Origin of the sequence: Brevundimonas sp. BR2-1, assembly GCF_037626195.1 — a bacterium.
Lineage (GTDB): Bacteria > Pseudomonadota > Alphaproteobacteria > Caulobacterales > Caulobacteraceae > Brevundimonas.
Genome location: NZ_JARKMV010000001.1, coordinates 330224 through 351731, shown reverse-complemented (window position 1 = coordinate 351731; position 21508 = coordinate 330224). Strand labels below are relative to the sequence as shown.

Here is a 21508-nt window from a genome sequence, read left to right as displayed (position 1 = left end):
GTCGGACAGGGGGACTGATCATGACCCAACCTCTGATCGACCGACACGACGTCGAGCTCGCCGCCCTCGCGGCGGCGGGCGGACGGCGGGAGTTCGGCGAGCTGGTTCGCCGCCACGGTTCGGCGGTGCGCGGCCTGCTGAGGCGGATGGGGGCGCAAGCCTCGCTCGCCGACGACATCGCCCAGGACGCCTTCATCCAGGCGTTCGAGCGGTGCGCGGAGTTCCGCGGCGAAGGCACCTTCGCCGCCTGGGTCAAGCGGATCGCGGCGCGCCTCTATATCAAGCGTGTTGCGAAGGAAGCCCGCTACATCGCTGAGGTCGAACAGGAAGATGTCGCTCCCGCCGCCGATCAGGCGGGCCTGATGGATCTCGACGAAGCCCTCAAGGGCCTCAGCGAACCCGAACGACTGTGTGTCTCCCTTTGTCACGGGGCCGGCATGGCGCATCCCGAGATCGCCGCCGCCCTGAATTTGCCACTCGGCACGGTGAAGTCTCATGTCAAACGTGGTCTGGATAAACTCCGCGCGCGGCTACAACCGCAATCCGCGCAGCCCCTGGGAGGAACGCAGCATGTCGGCTGACGAGTTCGATCCCGAAATCGAGCGCCTGTTCGCGCGCTCCCCGCATCTGGCGGATGCGGCGCTGTTCACCGCCCAGGTCGAACAGCGCCTGCAGAAGGGCTCGCGCGTGCGCTTCTTCGCCCTTGGTCTCGCCGGCGTCATCGGCGGCGTCGTGGCCGTGCGCGAGACGATGAGCGTGAATTTCGGCGGCGGCGACGGTGTCGTCGCGGGCGACGCGCTGGGGCAGGGCATCCGCTCCACCTCGCTCAGCGTCCAGAGCACTGTGCAGGGCGGCCTCGACCAGTTCGGTCTCGGCAGCCTGGAGCTGGGCTCCATGGGCGGCATGCAGATGTTCTGGATCGCCGCGGGGGCCCTGATCGCCCTGGCGGCGGCCGGGGTGATGAAGCTGTCGCAGGAAATGTGAACCCGACCCCGTTGTCCTCAGGGATGGCGTCCCCAGGGATGACGGGGGCGGGCCTCATCGCTATCTAGGTCTCCGAACAGGAGGACCGCCATGTCCAGCCAGAAGCAGGAAACCGTCCGCCGCCTCGCCGCGCCGGATATCCGCAACCGCAAGGGTGGCGAGCCCATCGTCTGCCTGACGGCCTATGACGCCCCCACCGCCGCCCTGCTGGACGATCATTGCGACCTGCTGCTGGTCGGCGACAGCGTCGGCATGGTGGTGCACGGCCTGCCCAACACCGTTGGCGTGACCCTGGAGATGATGATCATGCATGGCCAAGCGGTCATGCGCGGCTCGAAAAAGGCCATGGTCGTCATCGACATGCCGTTCGGCAGCTACGAGGGCGGCAAGGAGCTGGCCTATGAAAACTGCGCCCGTGTGATGAAGGAGACGGGGGCCCAGGGCGTGAAGCTGGAAAGCGGTCCCACGGTCGCAGAAACCATCGCCTATCTGGTCCAGCGCGGCATTCCGGTCATGGGCCACGTCGGCCTGCGTCCGCAGGCCGTGCTGACGGACGGGGCCTTCAAGGCCAAGGGCCGAACCGACGAGGAGCGGCTGCGCGTCATGTCGGAAGCCGAGGCCACGGCGGACGCAGGGGCCTTTTCCATCGTCGTCGAAGGCGTGGCCGAGGGTCTGGCCCGCGACATCACCGCCGCCGTCGACAAGCCGACTATCGGCATCGGCGCCTCGTCCGCCTGCGACGGCCAGATCCTCGTGACGCCCGACATGCTGGGCCTGTTCGACTGGACGCCGAAATTCGTGCGCCGCTACGCCGACATGCGTGGCGAGATCGACCGCGCCGTCGCCGCCTACGCCGCCGACGTGAAAGCCCGCCGTTTTCCTGCCGAAGTCGAGACCTACTTCTCGAAAAAGCCCGTTACGCCCTAAGGGCTGCGTTGCGGCGGGCAGGCTGACCCTCTAGGGTCCGGCCGGATTGAAATTCAACGGCCTGAGCGCCGTTTTCCGGGGGCGACGTATTCGTGGTTGATGTTTTCGAGCAGGTCGAGGAGGAGCTCCGCTCCGACCGCTACAAGCGGCTCGCCCGCACCTGGCTGCCCGTCGCGGGCGGCGTGCTTCTGGTCGCCCTGATCGCCGCCCTGGCCTTCTGGGGCTGGGACAGCTGGCAGACGTCGAAGGCCGACAAGGCTTCCATCGCCTATGACCGCGGCATGCAATCGATGCAGGCCAACAACCCGGTCGGCGCCGACGCGGCCTTCACCCAGGCGGCCAAGGAAGGCAACGGGGCCTACAAGGCCCTGGCCCTGATGGCCCGCGCCGGCATCGCCGTCGACGCCAACCGCATTCCCGACGCCATCAGACTGTTCGACGAGGCGGCCAAGGCCTCGCGCGATCCGCTGTTCCGCGACGCCGCCGTCCTCAAGGCCGCGTGGCTGGCCATGGACAGCGAAACCCTGCCCCAGATCGAGGCGCGGCTGACGCCGATCGCCGAGGACGGTCGTCCGTTCAGCCCCTTCGCCCTTGAGGCCCTCGCCATGGCCCGGCTCCAGCATGGCCAGGCTCCGGCGGCCCGCGAGGCCCTGGTGTTGCTCAAGAATGGTCTGGATACCCCCGAGATCGTCAGCCAGCGCGCCGACCTCGCAATCGCCGCCATCGATTCCGGCGCCGCCGCCAACCTCTCCGCCATTGTTCGCGCCCAGGCCGCCCTTCCGGCGCCCTCGCCCGCCGCCGCCGCCACCCAGTCGGGCGCGCCGCCCGCCGCCGCTCCGGCCCGCCCGTGATCCCCGTTTCCAGGACGTCCGCCATGAATCGCGTGCTCAAAGTCGCCCTCCTGGGCGGTCTGGCCGTCTCCCTCGCTTCGTGCAGCACCGTGCGCAACGCCCTGCCGTTCGGTCTGGGCGGCGACAAGGAACCGCAGGCCACGGCGACGGCGGGTCAGCGGATCTCGGTTCTGGAGTTCGAACAACAGCTGACCCCGTCCGCCGCCCTGTCGGGCCGCGACTTCTTCATTCCCGGCCCGCAGGCCGCGACGGCCTGGACCCAGCCCGGCGGAAACGCCGAGAATTCCGTCGAGCATGTAATCGCCGCGCCCGAGTTCACGGTGGCCTGGCGTCGCGGCGTCGGCGCCGGCTCGTCGCGCACGCGTCAGGTCATGGCGCCGGTGGTGGCGGACAATGGCCGCGTCTTCGTGCTGGATGGCGAATCCACGGTGTCGGCGCTCGACGCCGGCACGGGCGCCCAGGCCTGGAAGGTCAATATCAAGCCGGATGAACGCGAAGGGGCGAACCGGGGCCTCTTCAGCTTCAGCCTCGGCGGCGGCGGAACGACCGGCGGCGGCTTCGGCGGCGGCGTCGCCGTGGGCGGCGGCAAGGTGTTCGTCTCGTCCGGTTATCGCACCATGACGGCCCTCGACCAGGCCACCGGCGCGGTCCTCTGGACCACGCCCGTCGACGTGCCGATCCACGGCGCCCCGACCGTCTCTGGCAGCCGGGTGTTCGTGGTCGACGTCGAGAACCAGATCCAGGCCTTCGACACCACCAGCGGCGCCCAGGTCTGGTCCTATCGCGGCATCCCCGAGCCGGCCCGGATCATGCGCGCCTCCAGCCCGGCGGTCATCGGCGACACCGTGATCGCGCCCTTCTCATCGGGCGAGGTCGTGGCCCTGCGCGCCTCCACCGGGCAAGCCGTCTGGCAGCAGGTCCTGTCGCGAACCAGCCGGACCAGCGCCCTGTCCGAAATCCGCGACATCGCCGGCCGCCCGGTGATCAGCCGCGGCACGGTCTACGCCGTCAGCCATTCGGGCGTCCTGTCGGCCATGGACATCCGTTCGGGCCAGCCCAAATGGGCTCCCCTGCCGATCGCCGGTGTCAATGCGCCCCTGCCGGTCGGCGACGTCATCTATGTCGTGTCCAAGGACGGCGAACTGACGGTCATCAACCGCGACACCGGCCAGATCTACTGGAGCCGCGACCTCAACGAGGGCCGCGTGCGTCAGGAGGGCGGCTATTTCGGCCTGTGGGACCGCACGGTGCGGCCGGAATGGTCGGGCCCGCTGCTGGCCTCGAACCGTCTGGTCCTGACCAATTCGGATGGCGAACTGGTGGCCTTCGATCCCAAGACCGGCGCCCAGACGGCCTCGCTCAGACTGGGCGGCGGCGCGGTTTACCTGGCCCCGGCCGCCTACAATGGCGCGCTGTATGTCCTCACCGACAACGGCGACCTCGTCAGCATTCGCTGACGCTGGACCTCAATCTGCGTTAGAAGGCCGACATGGCTCTCAAAGTCGCCATCGTCGGCCGCCCCAACGTGGGCAAGTCGACACTATTCAACCGTCTCGTCGGCAAGCGCCTCGCGCTCGTCGACGACCGTCCGGGCGTGACCCGCGACCGCCGCTATGCGGACGGCAATATCGGCGACATGGACCTGACGCTGATCGACACCGCCGGTTATGAGGACGTCACCGACGACAGCCTCGAATCCCGCATGCGCGAACAGACCGAGGCGGCGCTGGAAGACGGCGACCTGATCCTGTTCATGATGGACGCCCGCGAGGGCGTGACCTCGCTGGACAAGATCTTCGCCGACCGCCTGCGCAAACAGCACAAGCCCGTCATCCTGCTGGCCAACAAATCCGAGAGCCGCGAGAGCGGCGGCGGCATCGGCGAGGCCTATTCGCTGGGCTTCGGCGAGCCGGTCGCCATCTCGGCCGAGCACGGCGAGGGCATGGCCGATTTGTACGCCGCCATGGCCGCCGCCAGCGCCGACATCTTCGTTGAGGAGGTCGATGAGCCCGACAAGCCGATCCGCATCGCCATCATCGGCCGTCCCAACGCCGGCAAGTCGACCCTGATCAACCGCCTGATCGGCGAGGACCGCATGCTGACCGGCCCCGAGGCCGGCATCACCCGCGACTCCATCTCGGTCGACTGGGAATATGAAGGCCAGAACATCCGCCTGGTCGACACCGCCGGCATGCGCCGCAAGGCGCGGGTGCAGGAGAAGCTGGAGAAGCTGTCGGTCGCCGACACCATCCGCGCCATCACCTTCGCCGAGGTCGTCGTGCTGGTCATGGACAAGGACGACGCCTTCGACACCCAGGACCTTCAGCTGGCCGATCTGGTCGAGCGCGAGGGCCGGGCGCTGGTCTATGTCGCCGCCAAATGGGACCTGGAGACCGAGCCCCAGTCGAAACTGGCCAAGCTGACCCAGATGGCCGAGGACAAGCTGCCCCAGCTGAAGGGCTCGCCCTTCGTGGCCCTTTCCTCGCACAGCGGCCGCGGCGTGGAACGACTGATGCCCGCCGTGCTTCAGGCCCACGCGACCTGGTCGGTCAAGGTCAAGACCAAGGACCTGAACACCTGGCTGGCCATGGCGACCCAGAGGCATCCGCCCCCCGCCGTCGACGGCAAGCGGATCAAGCCCAAATACATGGCCCAGACCAAGGCCCGCCCGCCGACCTTCGTGCTGATGGCCAGCCGCGCCGAGGCCATGCCCGAGCAGTACAAACGCTATCTGGTCAACAATCTGCGCGAATCCTTCGATCTGCCGGGCACGCCGATCCGCCTGATCGTCAAGTCCGGCAGCGAGAACCCCTATGCGCCGGGCGGCTCCAAGTCGGGTCCGGAACGCTACAAGGGCGACGCCAAAACCGCCCCTCGCAAGGTCATCAGGAAGGCCGAACGCGAGGAGATGCTGTCCAACCTGCCCGGCAAGGCGCTGGAGCAGAAGAAGGCCGGCAAGACGAAGCTCAGGCCTCTGGCCGGGCTGAAAGCCAGCGCCAGCAAGAAGGCCGGCTCCTCCGTAGCGGTCCAGAAGGGCGCGCGGGGCGGCGCGCGGCAGGTCTCGCGGTCGGGCCGGGTGCGCACGGGTCAGAAACACCCGCCGAAGAAGTAGGGGGCCGCGTTCGAACGCGGTTCTTTGACGGGAAGCCGACTGCGCGGTTAGGCTCCGGAACCTCGGGAGGGTTCCAGATGCTCAGACCCATATTGTCCGTCGCCGGCGGCGTGATCATCGCCTTCGTCATCGTCATGGCCGGCGACATGATTTCACAATCGCTGGCGGCGTCTGCCGGGGCGGCGCCGACCGACATGAACGACCGCGCCGCGATGGAGGCCTATGTGGCGGGCCTGCCGACGGCGGTGCTCTTCGCCATGCTGGCGACATGGACGGTCGCCGCCTTCGCCGCCGCCTTCGTCGCCGGCCGCTTCGGCCGCCGCGGGGCATGGCCGGGCTGGGTCGCGAGCGGCCTGTTCCTTTGCGCGACCGCCGCCAATCTGCTGATGATCCCCCATCCCGGGTGGATGGCCGTCGCGGGCGTCGTGCTGGTCGTCGCTGCCGGATGGTTCGGCGCCAGGGTGGGATCGCGCGGCGTCGCTCGCGTCTAGATCAGCGCCGCCACGTTCGGCCCGCCGTTCCAGTCGCCGAGCTTCACCTCCAGCGCCGGCTCCAGATCGCCGCGCGGCAGTTCGGACCATCAGCGGGCCGATGGCGGACGGATGGATGACGTCGTCGGGATCCTCGCCCGGATGGGCCGGGCCCCGCATCCTGTGGTAAGTTCCTGATCTCCGCCTCCGGCCGCCAGCCAGCGGCACGGCGGATAAACGCGACCGTTTGGAATTTCATCCACCCGGCCCGGCCTCACCGGGCCCAGCAGGGACGTCTGAACCATGCCGACAGTCATCACCCGGGACGGGACCGAAATTTTCTACAAGGACTGGGGCTCCGGCCAGCCGATCGTCTTCTCGCACGGCTGGCCGCTGTCGGGAGACGACTGGGACGCCCAGATGATCTTCTTCCGGTCCCAGGGCTTTCGGGTCATCGCCCACGACCGCCGCGGCCACGGGCGGTCGGCCCAGACCGACGCCGGCAACGAGATGGACACCTACGCCGACGATCTGCAGGCGCTGTTCGAGGCCCTCGACCTGCGTGGCGCGGTCCTGATCGGTCACTCCACCGGCGGCGGCGAGGTCACCCGTTTCCTCGGCCGTCACGGGACCAGCCGGGTCGCCAAGGCCGTTCTGATCGGGGCCGTCCCGCCGGTCATGCTCAAGTCGGACAGCAATCCCGGCGGCCTTCCGATCGAGGTCTTCGACGGGATTCGGGCAGGCGTCGCCGCCAACCGGGCCCAGTTCTATCGCGATCTGCCCAGCGGCCCCTTCTACAGCTTCAACCGGCCGGGCGCGGCGGTCTCTCCCGGCGTCATCGACAACTGGTGGCGCCAAGGCATGATGGGCGGGATCAAAGCCCAGTACGACTGCATCAAGGCCTTCTCGGAGACCGACTTCACCGAGGATCTGAAGAAGATCGACATCCCGACCCTGGTGATGCACGGCGACGACGACCAGATCGTGCCCATTGACGACTCGGCCCGGATCTCCTCGACCCTGCTGCCGCAAGGAACGCTGAAGGTCTATCCGGGCCTCCCGCACGGCATGGCCACGACGCACGCGGACCAGATCAACGCCGACCTGCTGGCCTTCATCCGCGCCTGACGCCCACGGTCAGTTGAGCGCCGCGAGCGCGTGTTCGGTGATCAGGGCGTCCGCCAGTCCGTGCGGATTGCGCACGCGGTAGTTGGTGGTCGTGACCACGACGACGGCGTTCAGCTCAGGGACCACGACGACCTTGTTGCCGCCCGTGCCGGCCATGGACCAGGCCTTCAGCGGCCGGCCTCCGACCGTGTAGGTGGGCAGCCAGGTCAGATAGCCGTACTCGCCCCGCTGCTCGTCCACCCGGGCGTGGGGCGTCGTCATCGCCGTGACCCAGGCTTCGGGCAGAACGGCGCGCCCGTTCCAGCGCCCGCCGTCGAGCAGGAGCTGGCCCAGCTTCAGCAGGTCGCGGCTGCGCAGGCCCAGGCCGCCGCCGCCCTGCGCCAGCCCCGTCGGCGAAAACTGCCACTCCTCGCCCTCGATCTGCAGGGGACCGAACAAGGCCCCCCGCGCGAAGTCCTGCAGCGGCTCTCCCGCAGCCGACTGGATGGCGGCCCCCAGCGTCGTCACACCGGCCGTGCAGTAGCTGAAAGCGCGTCCGTAGGGCGACGCTTCAGGGCGGGGGATCCAGCCCGGGAAGCCGCGCACGGGCAGGTCGAAGGCGAAGCCGACCCAGTTCTCGACGAGATACATTCGCTCCTCGTTTCCGCGCGAGAACGAATTGTCGTCATCGCACTCAAGCAGCGAACTCATGGTCAGCAGGTCCTCGACCGTGATCGCGTCCTTGCGCGGATCGGGATTGTCGAACGGCCCCCAGGACGCGATCAGCGGCGCGACTGGCGTCGAAACGCCCCCGATGTCGCCGCGGGCGATGGCGGCGCCGGCCAGCATGGCGGTGACGGTCTTGGTCACCGAGCGGGTGTTGCGCCGCGCCTCGGCCCCGCCGTCGTCGAAATAGGCCTCGTGGATCAGTCGGCCGTTCCGGCTGATCAGCACGCTGGTGATCTGCTGGAACGTCCCGGCGCGCACGGCCGCGTCCATGGCCGCCAGGGCCTCGGCGGAAGCGTCCTCGGCCTCCGGCGCGGCGCGGCGCCAACCGTCCGCCTGACGGGCCTGCGCGGGCAGGGCGATGAGCAGCAGGGCGGACAGAACGGGAAGGACGATGCGCACGGTAAACCTCGCTTGGGGACAGGTCGCTCCAGATGTCTGAACTCCGCCGGGCCGTCTTGAACAGATGAAACCTGCTTTCAGGCCGCGGCGGCCCGGAAGGCGCCCGGTGTGAGGCCGAAGATGCGGACATACTCGCGCGTCATATGGCTCTGGTCCGCATAGCCCGCGCCGGCGGCGACCTCAGCCAGCGGGATCCCGCGCGCCATCCGGACCGCGGCCTGATCGGCCCGGCGGTGGCGGATGGCGGTTCCCGGCGACTGCCCGAGATGGCGCCGCCAGGCACGGGCCAGATGCACTGGATGAACCGCGACCCGGGCGGCGATCTCGCGGATTTCCAGGCCCGGCGTGGTCGCAAGATCGGCCACGATCTCGGACGCGACCTTCAGCCAGTCGGGCGCATGGCGGGACCGGTCGTTTCCGTCGACCACGGCTCCGGTCAGGGCCAGGGCCGCGTCCTCGACCTGAAGGCCTTCGCCTTCGCCGGCTGACAGACTCAGCCCGACCAGCCGGCGCATCGCCGTCTCGGCCGGACCGCGCAACAGGGACGGATGATCAAGCCCGCCCGGCAGGTCAACCGGCACGCTCACCGACAGGAACAGGCCGCCGGCGATGTCGAAACAGTCCCGGTGCACCACGCCCGGCGGGTTGTAGATGGCGCTGCCGGCCTCGAACACCTTGCGGGCCCTGGCCAGCGGATCACGGGCCAGGCTGCGATAGCCGTCAGCCAGCGGAAGGATGAAATGGGCGGCCTCGTGCGAATGTTCCTCGACCGCCTCGGGCGGCAGGGTCGCCACGCGCAGATCCACGTCGAAACCGCCGGCGCGGACCGACCGGTTCAGGGTCCCCAGGAACTCACCATGCAGGAACCGGCGGCTCATCGGACAGTCAGATCAGGGCCTGGACGGACGGACCTTCGCTCCAGTCGCTGAACTTCACCTCAAGCGCCGGCTCCAGATCGCCGCGCGCCAGTTCGACCATCAGCGGGCCGATGGCCGAGGGATGGGTGACGTCCTGCGGATCCTCGCCCGGATAGGCCTGGGCCCGCAACGCCGTGCGCATCCGGCCCGGATCGACGATGGAGACGCGCACGGGCGTCGATTCGATCTCGTCGGCCCAGCATTTGACCAGCGCCTCGGCGCCCGCCTTGGACGCGGCGTAGGCTCCCCAGAAGGCCTTGGGTGCGCTGGCCACGCTGGTGGTCACATAGATGGCCCGGCCGGCGTCCGACGCCTTCAGCAGCGGCTCCAGCGACCGGATCAGACGATAGACGGCGGTGAAATTGGTTTTCTCGACCTTGGCCCAGACGCGCGGGTCGGCGTGGCTGACCGGCGTCAGGCCCGAGGCCCCCATGGTCGCCGCCGCCTGCACCCAGACGTCCAGCCGTCCGAACCGCTCATAGATCGCCCCGCCCAGCCGGTCGATGGCGCCGCCATCGACGAGATCGAACGGGATCAGGGTCGCATGCTTGCCCGTGGCCGCATGGATGGCGTCGTCCAGCTCCTCGAGGCCCCCTTGCGTCCGCGCCGTGGCGATGACGTGCGCGCCGGCCTTCGCCAGCGCCAGGGCGGTCTCATAGCCGATGCCGCGCGAGGCTCCGACGACGAGGGCGATGCGGTCTTTGAGGGGAAGGTCGGTCATGCGGGGCTGATAGCCCGCCCGCCGGCCCGGCGAAAGTCAGAAGCCCGGGGCCGGTTGCCACAGGCTGAAGCTGACGCCCTGATCGTCGCTGACCACGACCGAGCGGCCGGTCGAGCCGTCCGCGGGAACCGCCGCCTTGCCGCCAAGCTCGACGACCTTGCGGCAAAGGGCGTCGACGTCATCGACCCGGAAATACATATGGGGAAACTGGCCCGGCCGCTCGGCCTTGGTGAAGCCGAACGCCGGCTTGCTGCCGGCGACATGGGCGTAGGTCGGGCCCGATTCCGCTTCGTTGAAGGTCCAGCCGAACAGGGCCGAATAGAAGGCTCGCGCCTTGGCGACATCATGGGTGTCGATGGTGAAATAGCCGAGCTGAACCATGCGACGCCTCTGAAACGGATCGTATGATCCCTAAGCGCTGACCAGCAGCGAAAGTTGCCGCGCCGCCACTTCGCGTCCGCCTTCCTCGATCTCGCGATCCAGCAGGCGGGTCGGGTATTCGCCAGTGAAATAGTGGTCGGTGAATTGTGGATTGTGCGGATCGCGCGGCCCCGCCTCCATGGCGTCGTACAGGCCGTCGACCGACAGGAAACCGAGCGAGTCGACCTCCAGATGGGCCCGCATCTCCTCCAGCGTCATGTTGGCGGCGATCAGCTGGTCCCGCTCGGGCATGTCGATGCCGTAGAAGTCAGGCCACAGGATCGGTGGCGAGGCCGAGCGCAGGTGCACTTCGGTCGCACCCGCGGCCCGTACGGCCCGCACCAGCTTTACCGATGTGGTGCCGCGCACGATGGAATCGTCGATCAGCACCACCCGCTTGCCCTCAAGCACCGACCGATTGGGGCTGTGCTTCATCCGCACGCCCTTCTGGCGGGCGCCCTGGCTGGGCTGGATGAAGGTGCGGCCCAGATAGTGGCTGCGGATGATCCCCATCTCATAGGGAATGCCGCTTTCCTGGGCGTAGCCCAGCGCCGCCGGCACGCCGGAATCGGGCACCGGCACGACCACGTCGGCCTCGACCCCATGCTCCCGGGCCAGCCCCATGCCCATCCGCTTGCGCACGCCATAGACGGAGCGGCCGTTCACGACGCTGTCGGGGCGCGAGAAATAGACGTATTCGAACAGGCAGGGCCGGGCCCCGCGGGTCGGGAAGGGCTTCAGCGACTTCAGCCCCTCGTGGTCGATCACCACCACCTCGCCATGCTCGATGTCGCGCTCGAAGGTCGCGCCGATGGTGTCGAGCGCGCAGGTCTCGGAGGCCAGCACCCAGGCGTCGCCCAGTCGGCCCAGAACCAGCGGCCGGATCCCCAGCGGGTCGCGCGCGCCGATCAGCTTGGAGCGGGTGGCGCAGACCAGGGCGTAGCCGCCCTCGATCCGGCCGATGGCGTCGATGAAGCGGTCGACGATCTTGGCCTTACGCGACCGCGCGATCAGGTGAAGGATGACCTCCGAGTCCGAGGTCGACTGGAAGATGGCGCCTTCGCCGACCAGTTGGTTCCGCAGATAGAGGAAATTGGTCAGGTTGCCGTTGTGGGCGATGGCGATGCCGCCCTGGTCCAGATCGGCGAACATGGGCTGGATGTTACGCAGGAAGCTGCCGCCGGCGGTGGAATAGCGGGTGTGGCCCACGGCCGCCGAGCCGGGCATCCGCGTCGACAGATCCGCGCCGCCAAAGGCTTCGCCGACCAGACCCATATGGCGTTCGGTGTGAAAGCGGGTGTCGTTGACGCTGGCCATTCCGCAGGCTTCCTGTCCGCGGTGCTGAAGGGCGTGCAGGCCCAGGGCGACGATGGACGAGGCGGCGTCCTTCTCGGCGCCCCAAACGCCGCACACGCCGCATTCCAGGCGCGGACGATCATCGTCGGCGTCGCGATAGTGCTCCCGGTGTACGACCGGGGCGGCGATGGAATGCTCAAGGCGGCTCATCGTGGGGCTCCGATGAAGCGGGGAACGCTAGCGTGCGGCGGACGGCGGCGAGGTATTGCTTGTTTGGGGCGAGGGCAAGGCTTTCTCTTCGGAAAACCCTTTGCGCACGGACGAACTGACGACAGGGGAGAGGGCGTCGGCCCCCCGGCCGATGCCGGGCAGGACGATCTGGATCATCCGCGCCGCGCCCGCCGTCACGGGCCGCAGGGCCGCCTCGCTGAGCCAGCGCGGCGTCTTCTCGCCCGGCATCGCGGCCACGATGACCAGATGGATGGCCCCCAGCAGCACCAGCGACCGCGCCGCGCCGACGAATATCCCCACGATCCGGTCGATGCTCCCCAGCTGTGGATGCGCCTGCGCCCGCTTCGAAAGGATCGAGCCGAAGATGCGGATGCCGAAATAGATCAGCAGGAAGGAGGCGATGGCCGCGGCGATGGTCCCCATCCAGTCCGGATTGACCAGCGCCCGCCCCAGCGGAGCGGTCAGCGGCAGCGCGACCAGGGCGATGAAGGCCGCCAGCACGAAGCTCAGCAGGGTGATGACCTCGCGCGTCCCTCCGCGCACCCAGCCGGCCGCGGCGGAGGCGAGGATGACCAGAATGGCGATAACGTCGAAACCGGTCATGCGCGCTCGAACTGAAGTCGGTCCGGTCTCAATAGCGGTTTTGCGAGATTCGTTCGACCGCTTCGGTCAAACGCGTGACGGAGGTCACCCGGACCCCCTTGTCCTTGACGGTCAGGGGAGGCGTCAGGGCCTGATCGAAGCCCAGCTTCTGCGCCTCTCGCAGCCGCGCCTCGGCGCGGCCGACGGCGCGCACCTCGCCCGACAGGCTGATCTCGCCGAACACGACGCAGCCCTGGGGCAGGGGAGTGTCGGTCGCCGAGCTGATCAGCGCCGCCGCCGCCGCCAGATCCGCCGCCGGCTCATTGATGCGCAGCCCGCCCGCCACATTCAGATAGACGTCCTGATCTCCGAAGCCGAAGCCGCACCGCGCCTCCAGCACGGCCAGCACCATGGCCAGCCGCCCTGTGTCCCATCCGACCACCGCCCGGCGGGGCGTGCCGTAGGCGGATTTCGACACCAGGGCCTGCATCTCCACCAGCACGGGCCGCGACCCCTCGATGCCCGCGAACACCGCCGCGCCCGGGGCCCGGTCGCGGCCCTCGCCGAGGAACAGGGCCGATGGGTTGGCCACCTCGCGCAGGCCGGCGTCGCCCATCTCGAACACCCCGATCTCGTCGGTGGCCCCGAAGCGGTTCTTGCCGGCGCGCAGGATGCGGAACGGATAGCCCCGCTCGCCCTCGAAGCTCAGGACGGCGTCGACCATATGCTCGACCACGCGCGGCCCGGCGACCTGACCGTCCTTGGTGACGTGCCCGACCAGCACCACGGCCACGCCTTGCGACTTGGCCAGCCGCACCATCTCCCCGGCACAGGCGCGCACCTGTGTCACCGAGCCCGGCCCGGCCTCGTGGGCGTCGGACCACAGGGTCTGGATCGAATCGACGATGACGATGTCGAATTTCTCGCGCTTCAGCGTGCCGAGGATGTCGCGCAGCGCCGTGGCCGAGGCCAGTTCGACCGGCGCCTTCTCCAGCCCCATCCGCCTGGCCCGCGCCCGGATCTGCTCGACCGCCTCCTCGCCCGAGATATAGGCCACCCGCCGCCCCGACAGCGCTGCCCGCCCGGCCACGTCCAGCAGCAGGGTCGACTTGCCGACGCCGGGATCGCCGCTCAACAGGATCGCCGAGCCCGGCACCACGCCGCCTCCGCAGACGCGGTCGAACTCGGCCACCCCCGTTATGATGCGCGGCGGCTCGGGCGTCTCGGACTGCAGGCCCTCGAACTGGACGCCCCGCCCGCGCGCCGCCGCGCTGGTCGCCGGCTTCATCGCTCCGGGCGGCGCGGCGCGGCTTTCCTCGACGATGGAGTTCCACTGGCCGCACGCCCCGCACTGGCCGGACCATTTGCCGTGGACCGCCCCGCAGGACTGACAAACATAGATCGCGCCGTCTCTCGCCATGGGGACCGGCTTACAGGAGTCGCGCACGGCGGGGCAGGGGGTGCGGAAGGGGGTACGTCCGGAAATGACGCATGCTTCACCGGCGGATGTCCGTTGCCCGCTACACCTCTCCGTGCCAGCTTCGCCTCCACAGGGGAGTTCCAATCATGCTGCACCGTCTGGCCGCCGCCGCCATCGCCCTCACGCTCGGCCTCGCCGCGCCCGCCCATGCCGACACCCTGGTGGTCACGGCCGCCCGCATGGTCGATGTCGAGCGCGGCCGCTATGTCGACAATCCCGTGGTCGTGGTCACCGACGGCCGCATCACGGCGGTCGGAACGGCGCTCCCGACCAACCTGCCCGCCGACGTGCGGCGCCTCGATCTTCCCGGCCTCACCCTGCTTCCCGGCCTGATCGACATGCACGTCCATCTGGCGGGCACCCCCTATGTCTCCGGCTTCAAGGTGCTGGAATACGCCGACGATTTCGAGACAGTGCTTCAGGTGCCCAACGCCCGCGCCAATCTGATGGCCGGCTTCACCACGGTGCGGAACCTCGGCGGTCCCGACTTCGCCGACGTCGCCCTACGTCAGGCCATCGACGCGGGCTTCATCGAGGGACCGCGCGTCATTCCGGCGGGCGTGTCGTTCGGCGCCACGGGCGGCCATTGCGACGCCACCGGCCTGCCGCGCTCCATGGCCCAGGCCAATGACTACAACGCAGACAGCGTCGACGCGGCGCGTCACAGCGTGCGCGAGGTGCGCAAATACGGGGCCCAGGTCATCAAGGTCTGCGCCACCGGCGGCGTCTTCTCGCGCAACACCGAGCCGGGCCAGCAGCAGATGACCCTGGCCGAACTGACCGCCGTCGCCGACGAGGCGCATATGTGGGGCCTGAAGGTCGCCGCCCACGCCCACGGCGCCTCGGGCATCGCCGACGCCATCCGCGCCGGGATCGACACCATCGAACACGCCTCGCTGATCGACGCCGAGGGCATCCGGCTGGCGGTCCAGCACGGGACCTGGCTGTCGATGGACATCTACAACACCGACTTCACCCAGGCGACGGGCACCGAGTTCGGCGTTACCGAGGACAATCTGCGCAAGGACCGCGAGATCGGCCAGTTGCAGCGCGACAATTTCCGCGCCGCCCATCGCGCCGGAGCCCGGATGGTGTTCGGCTCGGACGCCGCCATCTATCCGCACGGCCAGAATGCGAAACAGTTCGCCGTCATGGTCGAATACGGCATGACTCCCGCCGAGGCGATCCGCGCCGCCACCTGGAACGCCGCCCAGGCCCTGGGCCGGGAAGGGGACGTCGGCGCCATCGCGACCGGCCGCTACGGCGACCTGATCGCGGTGTCGGGCGACCCGCTGGCCGATGTGCGGATGCTGGAAACCGTGCCCGTGGTGATCAAGGGCGGGGCGGTGGTCCGGGACGCGCGCTGAGCCTCAGATATAGACGCGCGGAACCCGCGCCGTGACCGAGGTCAGCAGCTCATAGGCGATGGTTCCGGCCGCGGTCGCCGCATCGTCCAGCATCCGGCGGGCGCCGAACAGCTCGACCCGGTCCCCCACGGCGATCTCCACCCCGGTCACGTCGACGGCGCAGACATCCATCGACACCCGGCCCACGATCGGCCGCAACACGGCCCCGACGGCGACCAGCCCTTTCGGGCTGTAAGCCCGCAGCACGCCGTCGGCGTAGCCCGTGGCGCAGGTCGCGATCCGCGTCGGCCTGTCGGCGACGAAGCCGCGCGAATAGCCGACGCTCTCGCCGGCCGGAACCTCGCGCACCTGCAGCACCTCGGCGGACAGCGTCGCGACCGGCCGGATGCGGTCGTCGGGCCGCCCCTCCGGCCCGCCGCCGTACAGGCAGATGCCGGGCCTCAGGGCGTCAAAGGCGTAATCCGGCCCCAGGAAGGCGCCGCCCGAGTTGGCGAACGACCGCAACGTCCCCGGATACCGCGCCGCCGCGGCCGCAAAGGCGTCCCGCTGTCGCGCATTCATCGGCTCGGCCGGATCGTCGGCGCAGGCCAGATGGCTCAACACCAGATCCAGGCCGGCGAACGGCTCCGGCGCATCCTCCAGGCGGAAACCCAGCCGGTTCATCCCGGTGTCGATCTGCAGGCCGCAGGCGCCGCCTCCTGCCGCCTGCCACTCCGCCAGCTGTGCGCCTGTGTTCAGCACCGGCTTCAGCCCGGCGGCCCGCAGCCGCGCCGCCCGCCCGGCCAGACATCCGTCCAGCACGTAGATCGCTGCATCAGGGCCCAGCGCCGCGCGCAGCCGCTCGCCCTCGCCGGCGCGGGCCACGAAGAAGGTTCGCGCCCCCTCGACCATCAGCCGTTCGGCGCAGGCGGAAGCGCCCAGCCCGTAGCTGTCGGCCTTGACTACCGGATGCACCGGCGCGCCGCTGGCGGCTTCCAGCGTGTGGAAGTTCGCGGCGAGCGCTTTCAGGTCGATGGTCAGTGTGGCGGGCGACGGCATCCCGCCATCTATGGCGACCGGGTTGTGCGATGCAACACGAGAGCGGTTACAGCCGCGCGAACGCCTCGCCGTTGGCGTCGAACAGATGCGCCTGATCCGCCGGAACCTTCAGGCTCAGCGTCTCGCCGGCCGACGGCCGCGCGTCGCCCGGCAGCAGCACCGTCACGGGCGTCTCTCCGGCGCTCAGATAGGCGTAGGTGGCGTGGCCAAGCGTTTCCACGAAGACTGTCTTCGCGCCGATCGCGTCCCCCTTGCCCGCCGTGGTCAGATGCTCCGGCCGCACGCCGAGGGTGACCTTGTCCCCGGCCCTGGCCCGCGCTGCGTCGACCGCGACCTTCAGCGTCTCGCCGGCCGCCGTCCGAACCGTCGTACCACTCGCCGCCGCGGTGACGATCTCGGCCGCGAACAGGTTCATCTTCGGGCTGCCGATGAACTCGGCCACGAACAGGTTGCGGGGCCGTTCGTACAGCTCCATCGGCCTGCCGACCTGTTCGATCCGGCCGGCGTTCAGGACCACGATCCGGTCGGCCAGGGTCATGGCCTCGACCTGGTCGTGGGTGACATAGACCATGGTGGTCTTCAGCCGCTCGTGCAGGCTGGCGAACTCGTAGCGCATCCGTACCCGCAGGGCGGCGTCCAGGTTGGACAGCGGCTCGTCGAACAGGAAAACCTGCGGCTCGCGCACGATGGCCCGGCCGATGGCGACGCGCTGGCGCTGGCCGCCGGACAGGGCCTTGGGCTTGCGGTCCAGATAGTCGGTGATGTTCAGCGTCTCGGCGGCGCCGCGCACCCGGCGGTCGATCTCGGCCTTGTCGGCCTTCGCCAGCTTCAGCCCGAACGCCATGTTCTCGTAGACGCTCATGTGCGGATACAGGGCGTAGGACTGGAACACCATGGCGATGCCCCGGTCGGATGGGCTCAGGTCGGTGACCGACCGCCCGCCGATGGCGATGTCCCCGCCGGTCTCCTCTTCCAGACCGGCGATGGTCCTCAGCAGGGTGGACTTGCCGCACCCCGACGGGCCGACAAAGACCACGAACTCCCCGTCCGCGATCTCCAGATCGATACCCTTGAGGACCTCGGTGGTTCCGAAGCTCTTGGTCACGCCGGTCAGCCGGACGTCCGCCATATGTTTCCTGCCCGCAGCTCTTTTGTCAGCCTGCCGCGCTTCGCGCGGATCGAGGCCGATTTTGAGATCACCGTAAACGGTTACAGTCTGTCTGCAATCCTCCCGGGCGTCCCGCCGGCTAACGGCGCATCGGCGGAGGCGCCTGTTCGGCCTGCTGCGGGATTGCGGTCCTCAGGAGCCGCTGAAAGGTCGGGCACTCCATGTGGCTCGGGGCAGGGCAGGCCGCCGCGTGGCGGAGACCGTCCCGAAGGGCGCCGAGACGCCTGACGGTTCGATCCAGGTCGTCAGCCCTGGCGGAGAGCTGCGCCCGATCGAGGCGCGGCCGACCGTCTTCGCCGAACATGCCGCCGATCTCATCCAGCGAAAAACCCGCGGTCCGGGCCAGCGCGATCAATGACAGGCGTTCGAGCACGCCCGGGTCGAACAGACGCTTGAGTCCGCGCCGCCCGACCGAGGCGATCAGCCCCTTCTCCTCATAGAAACGGAGCTTCGACGCCGCCATGCCGGAGCGCCGCGCGACTTCGGCGATATCCAGAAATTTCACTGTTGACCTCAACTTGACTTGAAGTTGTAGCGTCGCCGTCACTGACACGGAAATCAAGGAGGATCAGCTGATGCCGTCAGTCCATGACGCCAATGAAGCGCAGGCCAGGCTTTGGAACGCCCGCGCCGGAGAGGTCTGGGCGGAACAGCAGGAGATGCTGGACCGCCTGCTCGGCCCCTTCGAACGGACGCTGGTCGGGGCCGTGGCGCAGTTCGGCGCGAACGAGGTGCTGGATGTCGGTTGCGGAGCCGGGGCGACGACGCTCGCGGCCGCCTGGCATCTCGGGAAACAGGGCCGATGCACGGGCGTGGACATCTCCGTCCCCCTGATCGAGGTCGCGCGGCGGCGCGCCGAAGTGACGGGTCTCGGAACATGCCGCTTCATCGCCGCCGACGCCCAGACGCACGCTTTCGAGCCTGCGGCCTTCGACGCAGTCATTTCGCGCTTCGGCGTGATGTTCTTCGCCGATCCCGTCGCCGCCTTCGTCAACCTCAGGTGCGCTGCGCGTCCGGACGCCGGACTGGCGTTCGTCGCCTGGCGCGGCGCGGAGGAAAATCCGTTCATGACGGCGGCGGAGCGGGCGGCGGCGCCGTTGCTGCCGGAGCTTCCGGCGCGCGATCCCGCCGGGCCCGGACAGTTCGCCTTCGCCGACGCGGACCGGGTCCGGGGGATTCTGGCCGCGGCGGGATGGCGGGACGTCGACATCCAGCCCCTGGACATCGTCTGCACGCTGTCCGGCGAGGATCTGGACGCCTACGCCGCCCGGATGGGCCCGGTCGGCGCGCTGCTGGCCGATCTGGATAAAGACCGCAGAGACCGGATCGTCACGGCGGTCAGACAGGCCTTTCAGGCCTGGGTGACGGCCGGGGTGGCGCAGATCACAGCCGCCTGCTGGCTGGTCCGGGCCCGTAACGCCGGGTGATGCTCACGTCCGGACGGGCGACAGGTCCGCTCAGCGCGGACCCTTCGCCTTGTAAGGCGGCCTCGTCCCGGCAGGTTTGCCGCGCGCGTCCTTGGCCGCCCACGGACGGTCGCCGCCCTTGGGCTTGCCCTTCCACGGCTTGTCGCCGGCGGCTGCCGGGACCTCGGCGTCGGAGCGCGGGGCCCAGGGGGTCTTGCCCTCGGCCGCGGGCTTCTTGACCCACGGCTTCTTGCCCGGAGGCGTCGGATCGTTCGGCGTGCGCTTGACCCAGGGCTTCTTGCCCTCGGCGGCCGGAGCAGCGGCGTCGTCGCGTTTCGCCCACGGCTTCTTGTCGGCCGTCGGGCGATCCTCGCGGGCCTTCCAGGCGGGCTTGTCGCCGCCTTCCTCGCGCTTGACCCAGGGCTTCTTGCCTTCAGCGGCCGGCGCCGCGTCATCGCGTTTCACCCAAGGCTTTTTCTCGCCTTGCGGACGGTCCTCGCGGGCTTTCCAGGCCGGCTTGTCGCCGCCTTCCTCACGGGCCTTCCAAGGCTTCTTGTCGGGGCGGTCGCCGCCGGCCGGCTTCTTGTCCCAGCGGCTGACCGGCTTCTCCTGCGGGCCCGGCTTCACGGCCGGATCGATCTTGACGCCTTCCTCGAGACCGAGGGCGATGGCGGCTTCGAACTTCGCCTTCATCTCCTGGGTGATCTCGAACTTGGTCTCGCGCTCGAAGATCTTGATCGAGCCGATGTCGCGCTTGGTGACATGGCCAAGGCGGCAGATGGTCGGCATCAGCCATTTCGGATCGGCGTTCTTGTCGCGGCCGATGTTGATCCGGTACCAGGCCATGTCGCCGCCGCGGGCGAAGTCCGTGTACGGAACGTCGGGCTGGCCCCTGTCGTTCTTGCCGCTCTCCTGCTGACGCTTCATGCGGTCGTCGTCATAGACGTCTTCCGGCGCCGGCAGCTTCTGCTGGTACAGGCGGATCAGGGCGGCGGCGATCTGCTCGGGCGTGCTCTTCTCCAGAAGTTGCTTGCCGAGGGCCAGCATGTCCTCGTCCTCGACGGGGGCGGTCAGGACGGGATCGGCCAGCATGCGCTTGCGGTCGTTCTCGAGGATCATTTCCGCCGAGGGCGGGCCCGACCATTCGGCCTTGATGCCGGCCGAAGCCAGCATGATCTCGACCTTGCGGCGCCGCGTGTAGCTGACCAGCAGGACGGAGACGCCCTTCTTGCCCGCGCGGCCCGTGCGGCCCGAACGGTGCAGCAGGCCGGCCTTGTTGACCGGGATCTCGGCGTGAATGACCAGACCCAGATCGGGCAGGTCCAGACCGCGTGCGGCGACGTCGGTGGCGACGCAGACGCGGGCGTGGCCGTCGCGCAGGGCCTGCAGCGCTTCCGAACGCTGGCTCTGGGTCAGTTCGCCGGACAGGCCGACGACCGAGAAGCCGCGCTCGCGCAGGCTCGAGGTCAGGTGCTTGACCCGCTCGCGGGTGTTGGCGAACACCAGGGCGCCGGGGGCCTCGAAATAGCGAAGCACATTGACGACGGCCAGTTCGACCTCGTTCGGGGCGACGCGGATGGCCTTGTATTCGATGTCGGCGTGCGAGCCCGCGCCGGCGACCGTGTCGATCCGCAGCGCGTCTTTCTGGTAGGTCTTGGCCAGTTGCACGATGTCCCGCGCCAGCGTCGCCGAGAACAGCAGGGTGCGGCGCTCGGCCGGGGCGGCGTCGAGGATGAAGGTCAGGTCTTCCTGGAAGCCCATGTCCAGCATCTCGTCGGCTTCATCCAGCACGACGGCCTGAAGCGTCGACAGGTCCAGGGAGCCGCGCTCGACGTGGTCGCGCAGACGGCCGGGGGTGCCGACGACGATGTGGCAGCCGCGGTTCAGGGCCTGACGCTCGACCTTGGGGTCCATGCCGCCGACGCAGGAGACGATGCGGGCGCCGGTCTGGGCGTAAAGCCATTGCAGTTCGTTCGAGACCTGCAGGGCCAGTTCGCGGGTCGGGGCGATGACCAGGGCCACCGGGGCGCCGTACTCGGCGAACTTCTGCGCCTCGCCCAGTAGGGTGGGGGCCAGGGCCAGGCCGAAGGCGACGGTCTTGCCCGAACCGGTCTGGGCGCTGACCAGCAGGTCGCGGCCAGAACCGTCCTCGTTCAGCGCGGCCTCGAGGACGGCCGACTGGACCGGCGTCGGCTCGGCGTAGCCGCGTTCGGAAAGGGCGCGATCGAGCGCGGGATGGCTGGCGGGGAAAGGCATGGGGCAGTCCGTAAGGCGCCAACGCGGCGCGCGCCAGCCTCGCCCCG

General features: G+C 69.2%; 21 protein-coding genes. 10 read left to right on the top strand and 11 right to left on the bottom strand.

The window, feature by feature from the left end:
- The first annotated feature begins 20 nt into the window (after positions 1-20).
- The 8 genes from BrevBR_RS01770 (at position 21) to BrevBR_RS01735 (ending at position 7472) form a co-directional block, all read left to right on the top strand.
- Entirely contained in the window at positions 21-581 is a 561-nt protein-coding gene (locus BrevBR_RS01770; RefSeq protein ID WP_332678422.1) for an RNA polymerase sigma factor, read from the top strand.
- Positions 571-984 carry a hypothetical protein gene (locus BrevBR_RS01765; protein WP_332640716.1) on the top strand — a complete coding sequence of 138 codons (414 nt, stop codon included), beginning with the start codon at positions 571-573 and terminating at the stop codon, positions 982-984. The genes BrevBR_RS01770 and BrevBR_RS01765 overlap by 11 nt, the downstream gene beginning before the upstream one ends.
- Positions 985-1074: 90 nt before the next feature.
- Positions 1075-1911, top strand: a complete 837-nt coding sequence (gene panB / locus BrevBR_RS01760; RefSeq protein WP_332640714.1) for a 3-methyl-2-oxobutanoate hydroxymethyltransferase — start codon at positions 1075-1077, stop codon at positions 1909-1911.
- Positions 1912-2003: 92 nt separating this feature from the next.
- A complete protein-coding gene (locus BrevBR_RS01755; RefSeq protein WP_332640713.1) occupies positions 2004-2762 on the top strand; it encodes a tetratricopeptide repeat protein in 759 nt (252 codons plus the stop codon).
- A gap of 23 nt (positions 2763-2785) precedes the next feature.
- Positions 2786-4219 (top strand): PQQ-like beta-propeller repeat protein, encoded by a 1434-nt coding sequence (locus BrevBR_RS01750; RefSeq protein WP_339999733.1) that lies wholly within the window; start codon positions 2786-2788, stop codon positions 4217-4219.
- A 32-nt stretch (positions 4220-4251) separates the two neighbouring features.
- Positions 4252-5874: a ribosome biogenesis GTPase Der gene (gene der / locus BrevBR_RS01745; protein ID WP_339999732.1), complete on the top strand. Its 1623-nt coding sequence runs from the start codon at positions 4252-4254 to the stop codon at positions 5872-5874.
- A 77-nt stretch (positions 5875-5951) separates the two neighbouring features.
- Complete coding sequence (locus BrevBR_RS01740; protein ID WP_339999731.1) at positions 5952-6365, top strand: hypothetical protein; 414 nt, start codon at positions 5952-5954, stop codon at positions 6363-6365.
- Positions 6366-6647: 282 nt separating this feature from the next.
- Positions 6648-7472: an alpha/beta fold hydrolase gene (locus tag BrevBR_RS01735; RefSeq protein ID WP_332639970.1), complete on the top strand. Its 825-nt coding sequence runs from the start codon at positions 6648-6650 to the stop codon at positions 7470-7472.
- Positions 7473-7481: 9 nt separating this feature from the next.
- On the opposite strand, the gene BrevBR_RS01730 is transcribed toward BrevBR_RS01735, so the two are convergent.
- The 7 genes from BrevBR_RS01730 to radA form a co-directional block, all read right to left on the bottom strand.
- Positions 7482-8579: a serine hydrolase domain-containing protein gene (locus BrevBR_RS01730; RefSeq protein WP_339999730.1), complete on the bottom strand. Its 1098-nt coding sequence runs from the start codon at positions 8577-8579 to the stop codon at positions 7482-7484.
- Between the two features lie 77 nt (positions 8580-8656).
- Positions 8657-9457, bottom strand: a complete 801-nt coding sequence (locus tag BrevBR_RS01725) for an AraC family transcriptional regulator (protein ID WP_332639968.1) — start codon at positions 9455-9457, stop codon at positions 8657-8659.
- Positions 9458-9464: 7 nt separating this feature from the next.
- On the bottom strand, positions 9465-10217 hold the full coding sequence (locus tag BrevBR_RS01720) for an SDR family NAD(P)-dependent oxidoreductase (RefSeq protein ID WP_332639967.1): 753 nt from the start codon (positions 10215-10217) through the stop codon (positions 9465-9467).
- 36 nt (positions 10218-10253) lie between these two features.
- Positions 10254-10598, bottom strand: coding sequence for a VOC family protein (locus BrevBR_RS01715; RefSeq protein WP_332639966.1), 345 nt, complete (start codon positions 10596-10598; stop codon positions 10254-10256).
- A gap of 30 nt (positions 10599-10628) precedes the next feature.
- Positions 10629-12143 carry an amidophosphoribosyltransferase gene (gene purF / locus BrevBR_RS01710; protein WP_339999729.1) on the bottom strand — a complete coding sequence of 505 codons (1515 nt, stop codon included), beginning with the start codon at positions 12141-12143 and terminating at the stop codon, positions 10629-10631.
- A 27-nt stretch (positions 12144-12170) separates the two neighbouring features.
- Positions 12171-12767: a CvpA family protein gene (locus tag BrevBR_RS01705; protein WP_332639964.1), complete on the bottom strand. Its 597-nt coding sequence runs from the start codon at positions 12765-12767 to the stop codon at positions 12171-12173.
- Positions 12768-12795: 28 nt separating this feature from the next.
- A complete protein-coding gene (radA, locus tag BrevBR_RS01700) occupies positions 12796-14166 on the bottom strand; it encodes a DNA repair protein RadA (RefSeq protein ID WP_339999728.1) in 1371 nt (456 codons plus the stop codon).
- Positions 14167-14312: 146 nt separating this feature from the next.
- Between radA and BrevBR_RS01695 the strand changes: the two genes are divergently transcribed.
- Entirely contained in the window at positions 14313-15593 is a 1281-nt protein-coding gene (locus BrevBR_RS01695; protein WP_332639962.1) for a Xaa-Pro dipeptidase, read from the top strand.
- A gap of 3 nt (positions 15594-15596) precedes the next feature.
- Here the strand turns inward: BrevBR_RS01695 and alr are convergent, their stop codons facing one another.
- The 3 genes from alr to BrevBR_RS01680 all read right to left on the bottom strand — a co-directional run bounded on the left by alr (position 15597) and on the right by BrevBR_RS01680 (position 18352).
- Complete coding sequence (gene alr, locus BrevBR_RS01690) at positions 15597-16631, bottom strand: alanine racemase (protein ID WP_339999727.1); 1035 nt, start codon at positions 16629-16631, stop codon at positions 15597-15599.
- 46 nt (positions 16632-16677) lie between these two features.
- Positions 16678-17760 (bottom strand): ABC transporter ATP-binding protein, encoded by a 1083-nt coding sequence (locus tag BrevBR_RS01685; protein WP_339999726.1) that lies wholly within the window; start codon positions 17758-17760, stop codon positions 16678-16680.
- Positions 17761-17878: 118 nt separating this feature from the next.
- A complete protein-coding gene (locus tag BrevBR_RS01680; protein ID WP_340000748.1) occupies positions 17879-18352 on the bottom strand; it encodes a helix-turn-helix domain-containing protein in 474 nt (157 codons plus the stop codon).
- A 22-nt stretch (positions 18353-18374) separates the two neighbouring features.
- On the opposite strand from BrevBR_RS01680, the gene BrevBR_RS01675 reads away from it, so the two are divergent.
- Entirely contained in the window at positions 18375-19226 is an 852-nt protein-coding gene (locus BrevBR_RS01675; RefSeq protein WP_339999725.1) for a class I SAM-dependent methyltransferase, read from the top strand.
- Positions 19227-19256: 30 nt separating this feature from the next.
- On the opposite strand, the gene BrevBR_RS01670 is transcribed toward BrevBR_RS01675, so the two are convergent.
- Entirely contained in the window at positions 19257-21461 is a 2205-nt protein-coding gene (locus tag BrevBR_RS01670; RefSeq protein ID WP_339999724.1) for a DEAD/DEAH box helicase, read from the bottom strand.
- Between the last annotated feature and the right edge of the window lie 47 nt (positions 21462-21508).

What these genes read in the sequence shown, in the direction of transcription:
- BrevBR_RS01770 (WP_332678422.1), top strand. Translation starts at nt 21, where the DNA reads ATGACCCAACCTCTGATCGACCGACACGACGTCGAGCTCGCCGCCCTC.
- BrevBR_RS01765 (WP_332640716.1), top strand. Translation starts at nt 571, where the DNA reads ATGTCGGCTGACGAGTTCGATCCCGAAATCGAGCGCCTGTTCGCGCGC.
- panB (WP_332640714.1), top strand. Translation starts at nt 1,075, where the DNA reads ATGTCCAGCCAGAAGCAGGAAACCGTCCGCCGCCTCGCCGCGCCGGAT.
- BrevBR_RS01750 (WP_339999733.1), top strand. Translation starts at nt 2,786, where the DNA reads ATGAATCGCGTGCTCAAAGTCGCCCTCCTGGGCGGTCTGGCCGTCTCC.
- der (WP_339999732.1), top strand. Translation starts at nt 4,252, where the DNA reads ATGGCTCTCAAAGTCGCCATCGTCGGCCGCCCCAACGTGGGCAAGTCG.
- BrevBR_RS01740 (WP_339999731.1), top strand. Translation starts at nt 5,952, where the DNA reads ATGCTCAGACCCATATTGTCCGTCGCCGGCGGCGTGATCATCGCCTTC.
- BrevBR_RS01735 (WP_332639970.1), top strand. Translation starts at nt 6,648, where the DNA reads ATGCCGACAGTCATCACCCGGGACGGGACCGAAATTTTCTACAAGGAC.
- BrevBR_RS01725 (WP_332639968.1), bottom strand. Translation starts at nt 9,457, where the DNA reads ATGAGCCGCCGGTTCCTGCATGGTGAGTTCCTGGGGACCCTGAACCGG.
- BrevBR_RS01720 (WP_332639967.1), bottom strand. Translation starts at nt 10,217, where the DNA reads ATGACCGACCTTCCCCTCAAAGACCGCATCGCCCTCGTCGTCGGAGCC.
- BrevBR_RS01715 (WP_332639966.1), bottom strand. Translation starts at nt 10,598, where the DNA reads ATGGTTCAGCTCGGCTATTTCACCATCGACACCCATGATGTCGCCAAG.
- purF (WP_339999729.1), bottom strand. Translation starts at nt 12,143, where the DNA reads ATGAGCCGCCTTGAGCATTCCATCGCCGCCCCGGTCGTACACCGGGAG.
- BrevBR_RS01705 (WP_332639964.1), bottom strand. Translation starts at nt 12,767, where the DNA reads ATGACCGGTTTCGACGTTATCGCCATTCTGGTCATCCTCGCCTCCGCC.
- radA (WP_339999728.1), bottom strand. Translation starts at nt 14,166, where the DNA reads ATGGCGAGAGACGGCGCGATCTATGTTTGTCAGTCCTGCGGGGCGGTC.
- BrevBR_RS01695 (WP_332639962.1), top strand. Translation starts at nt 14,313, where the DNA reads ATGCTGCACCGTCTGGCCGCCGCCGCCATCGCCCTCACGCTCGGCCTC.
- alr (WP_339999727.1), bottom strand. Translation starts at nt 16,631, where the DNA reads ATGCCGTCGCCCGCCACACTGACCATCGACCTGAAAGCGCTCGCCGCG.
- BrevBR_RS01685 (WP_339999726.1), bottom strand. Translation starts at nt 17,760, where the DNA reads ATGGCGGACGTCCGGCTGACCGGCGTGACCAAGAGCTTCGGAACCACC.
- BrevBR_RS01675 (WP_339999725.1), top strand. Translation starts at nt 18,375, where the DNA reads ATGCCGTCAGTCCATGACGCCAATGAAGCGCAGGCCAGGCTTTGGAAC.
- BrevBR_RS01670 (WP_339999724.1), bottom strand. Translation starts at nt 21,461, where the DNA reads ATGCCTTTCCCCGCCAGCCATCCCGCGCTCGATCGCGCCCTTTCCGAA.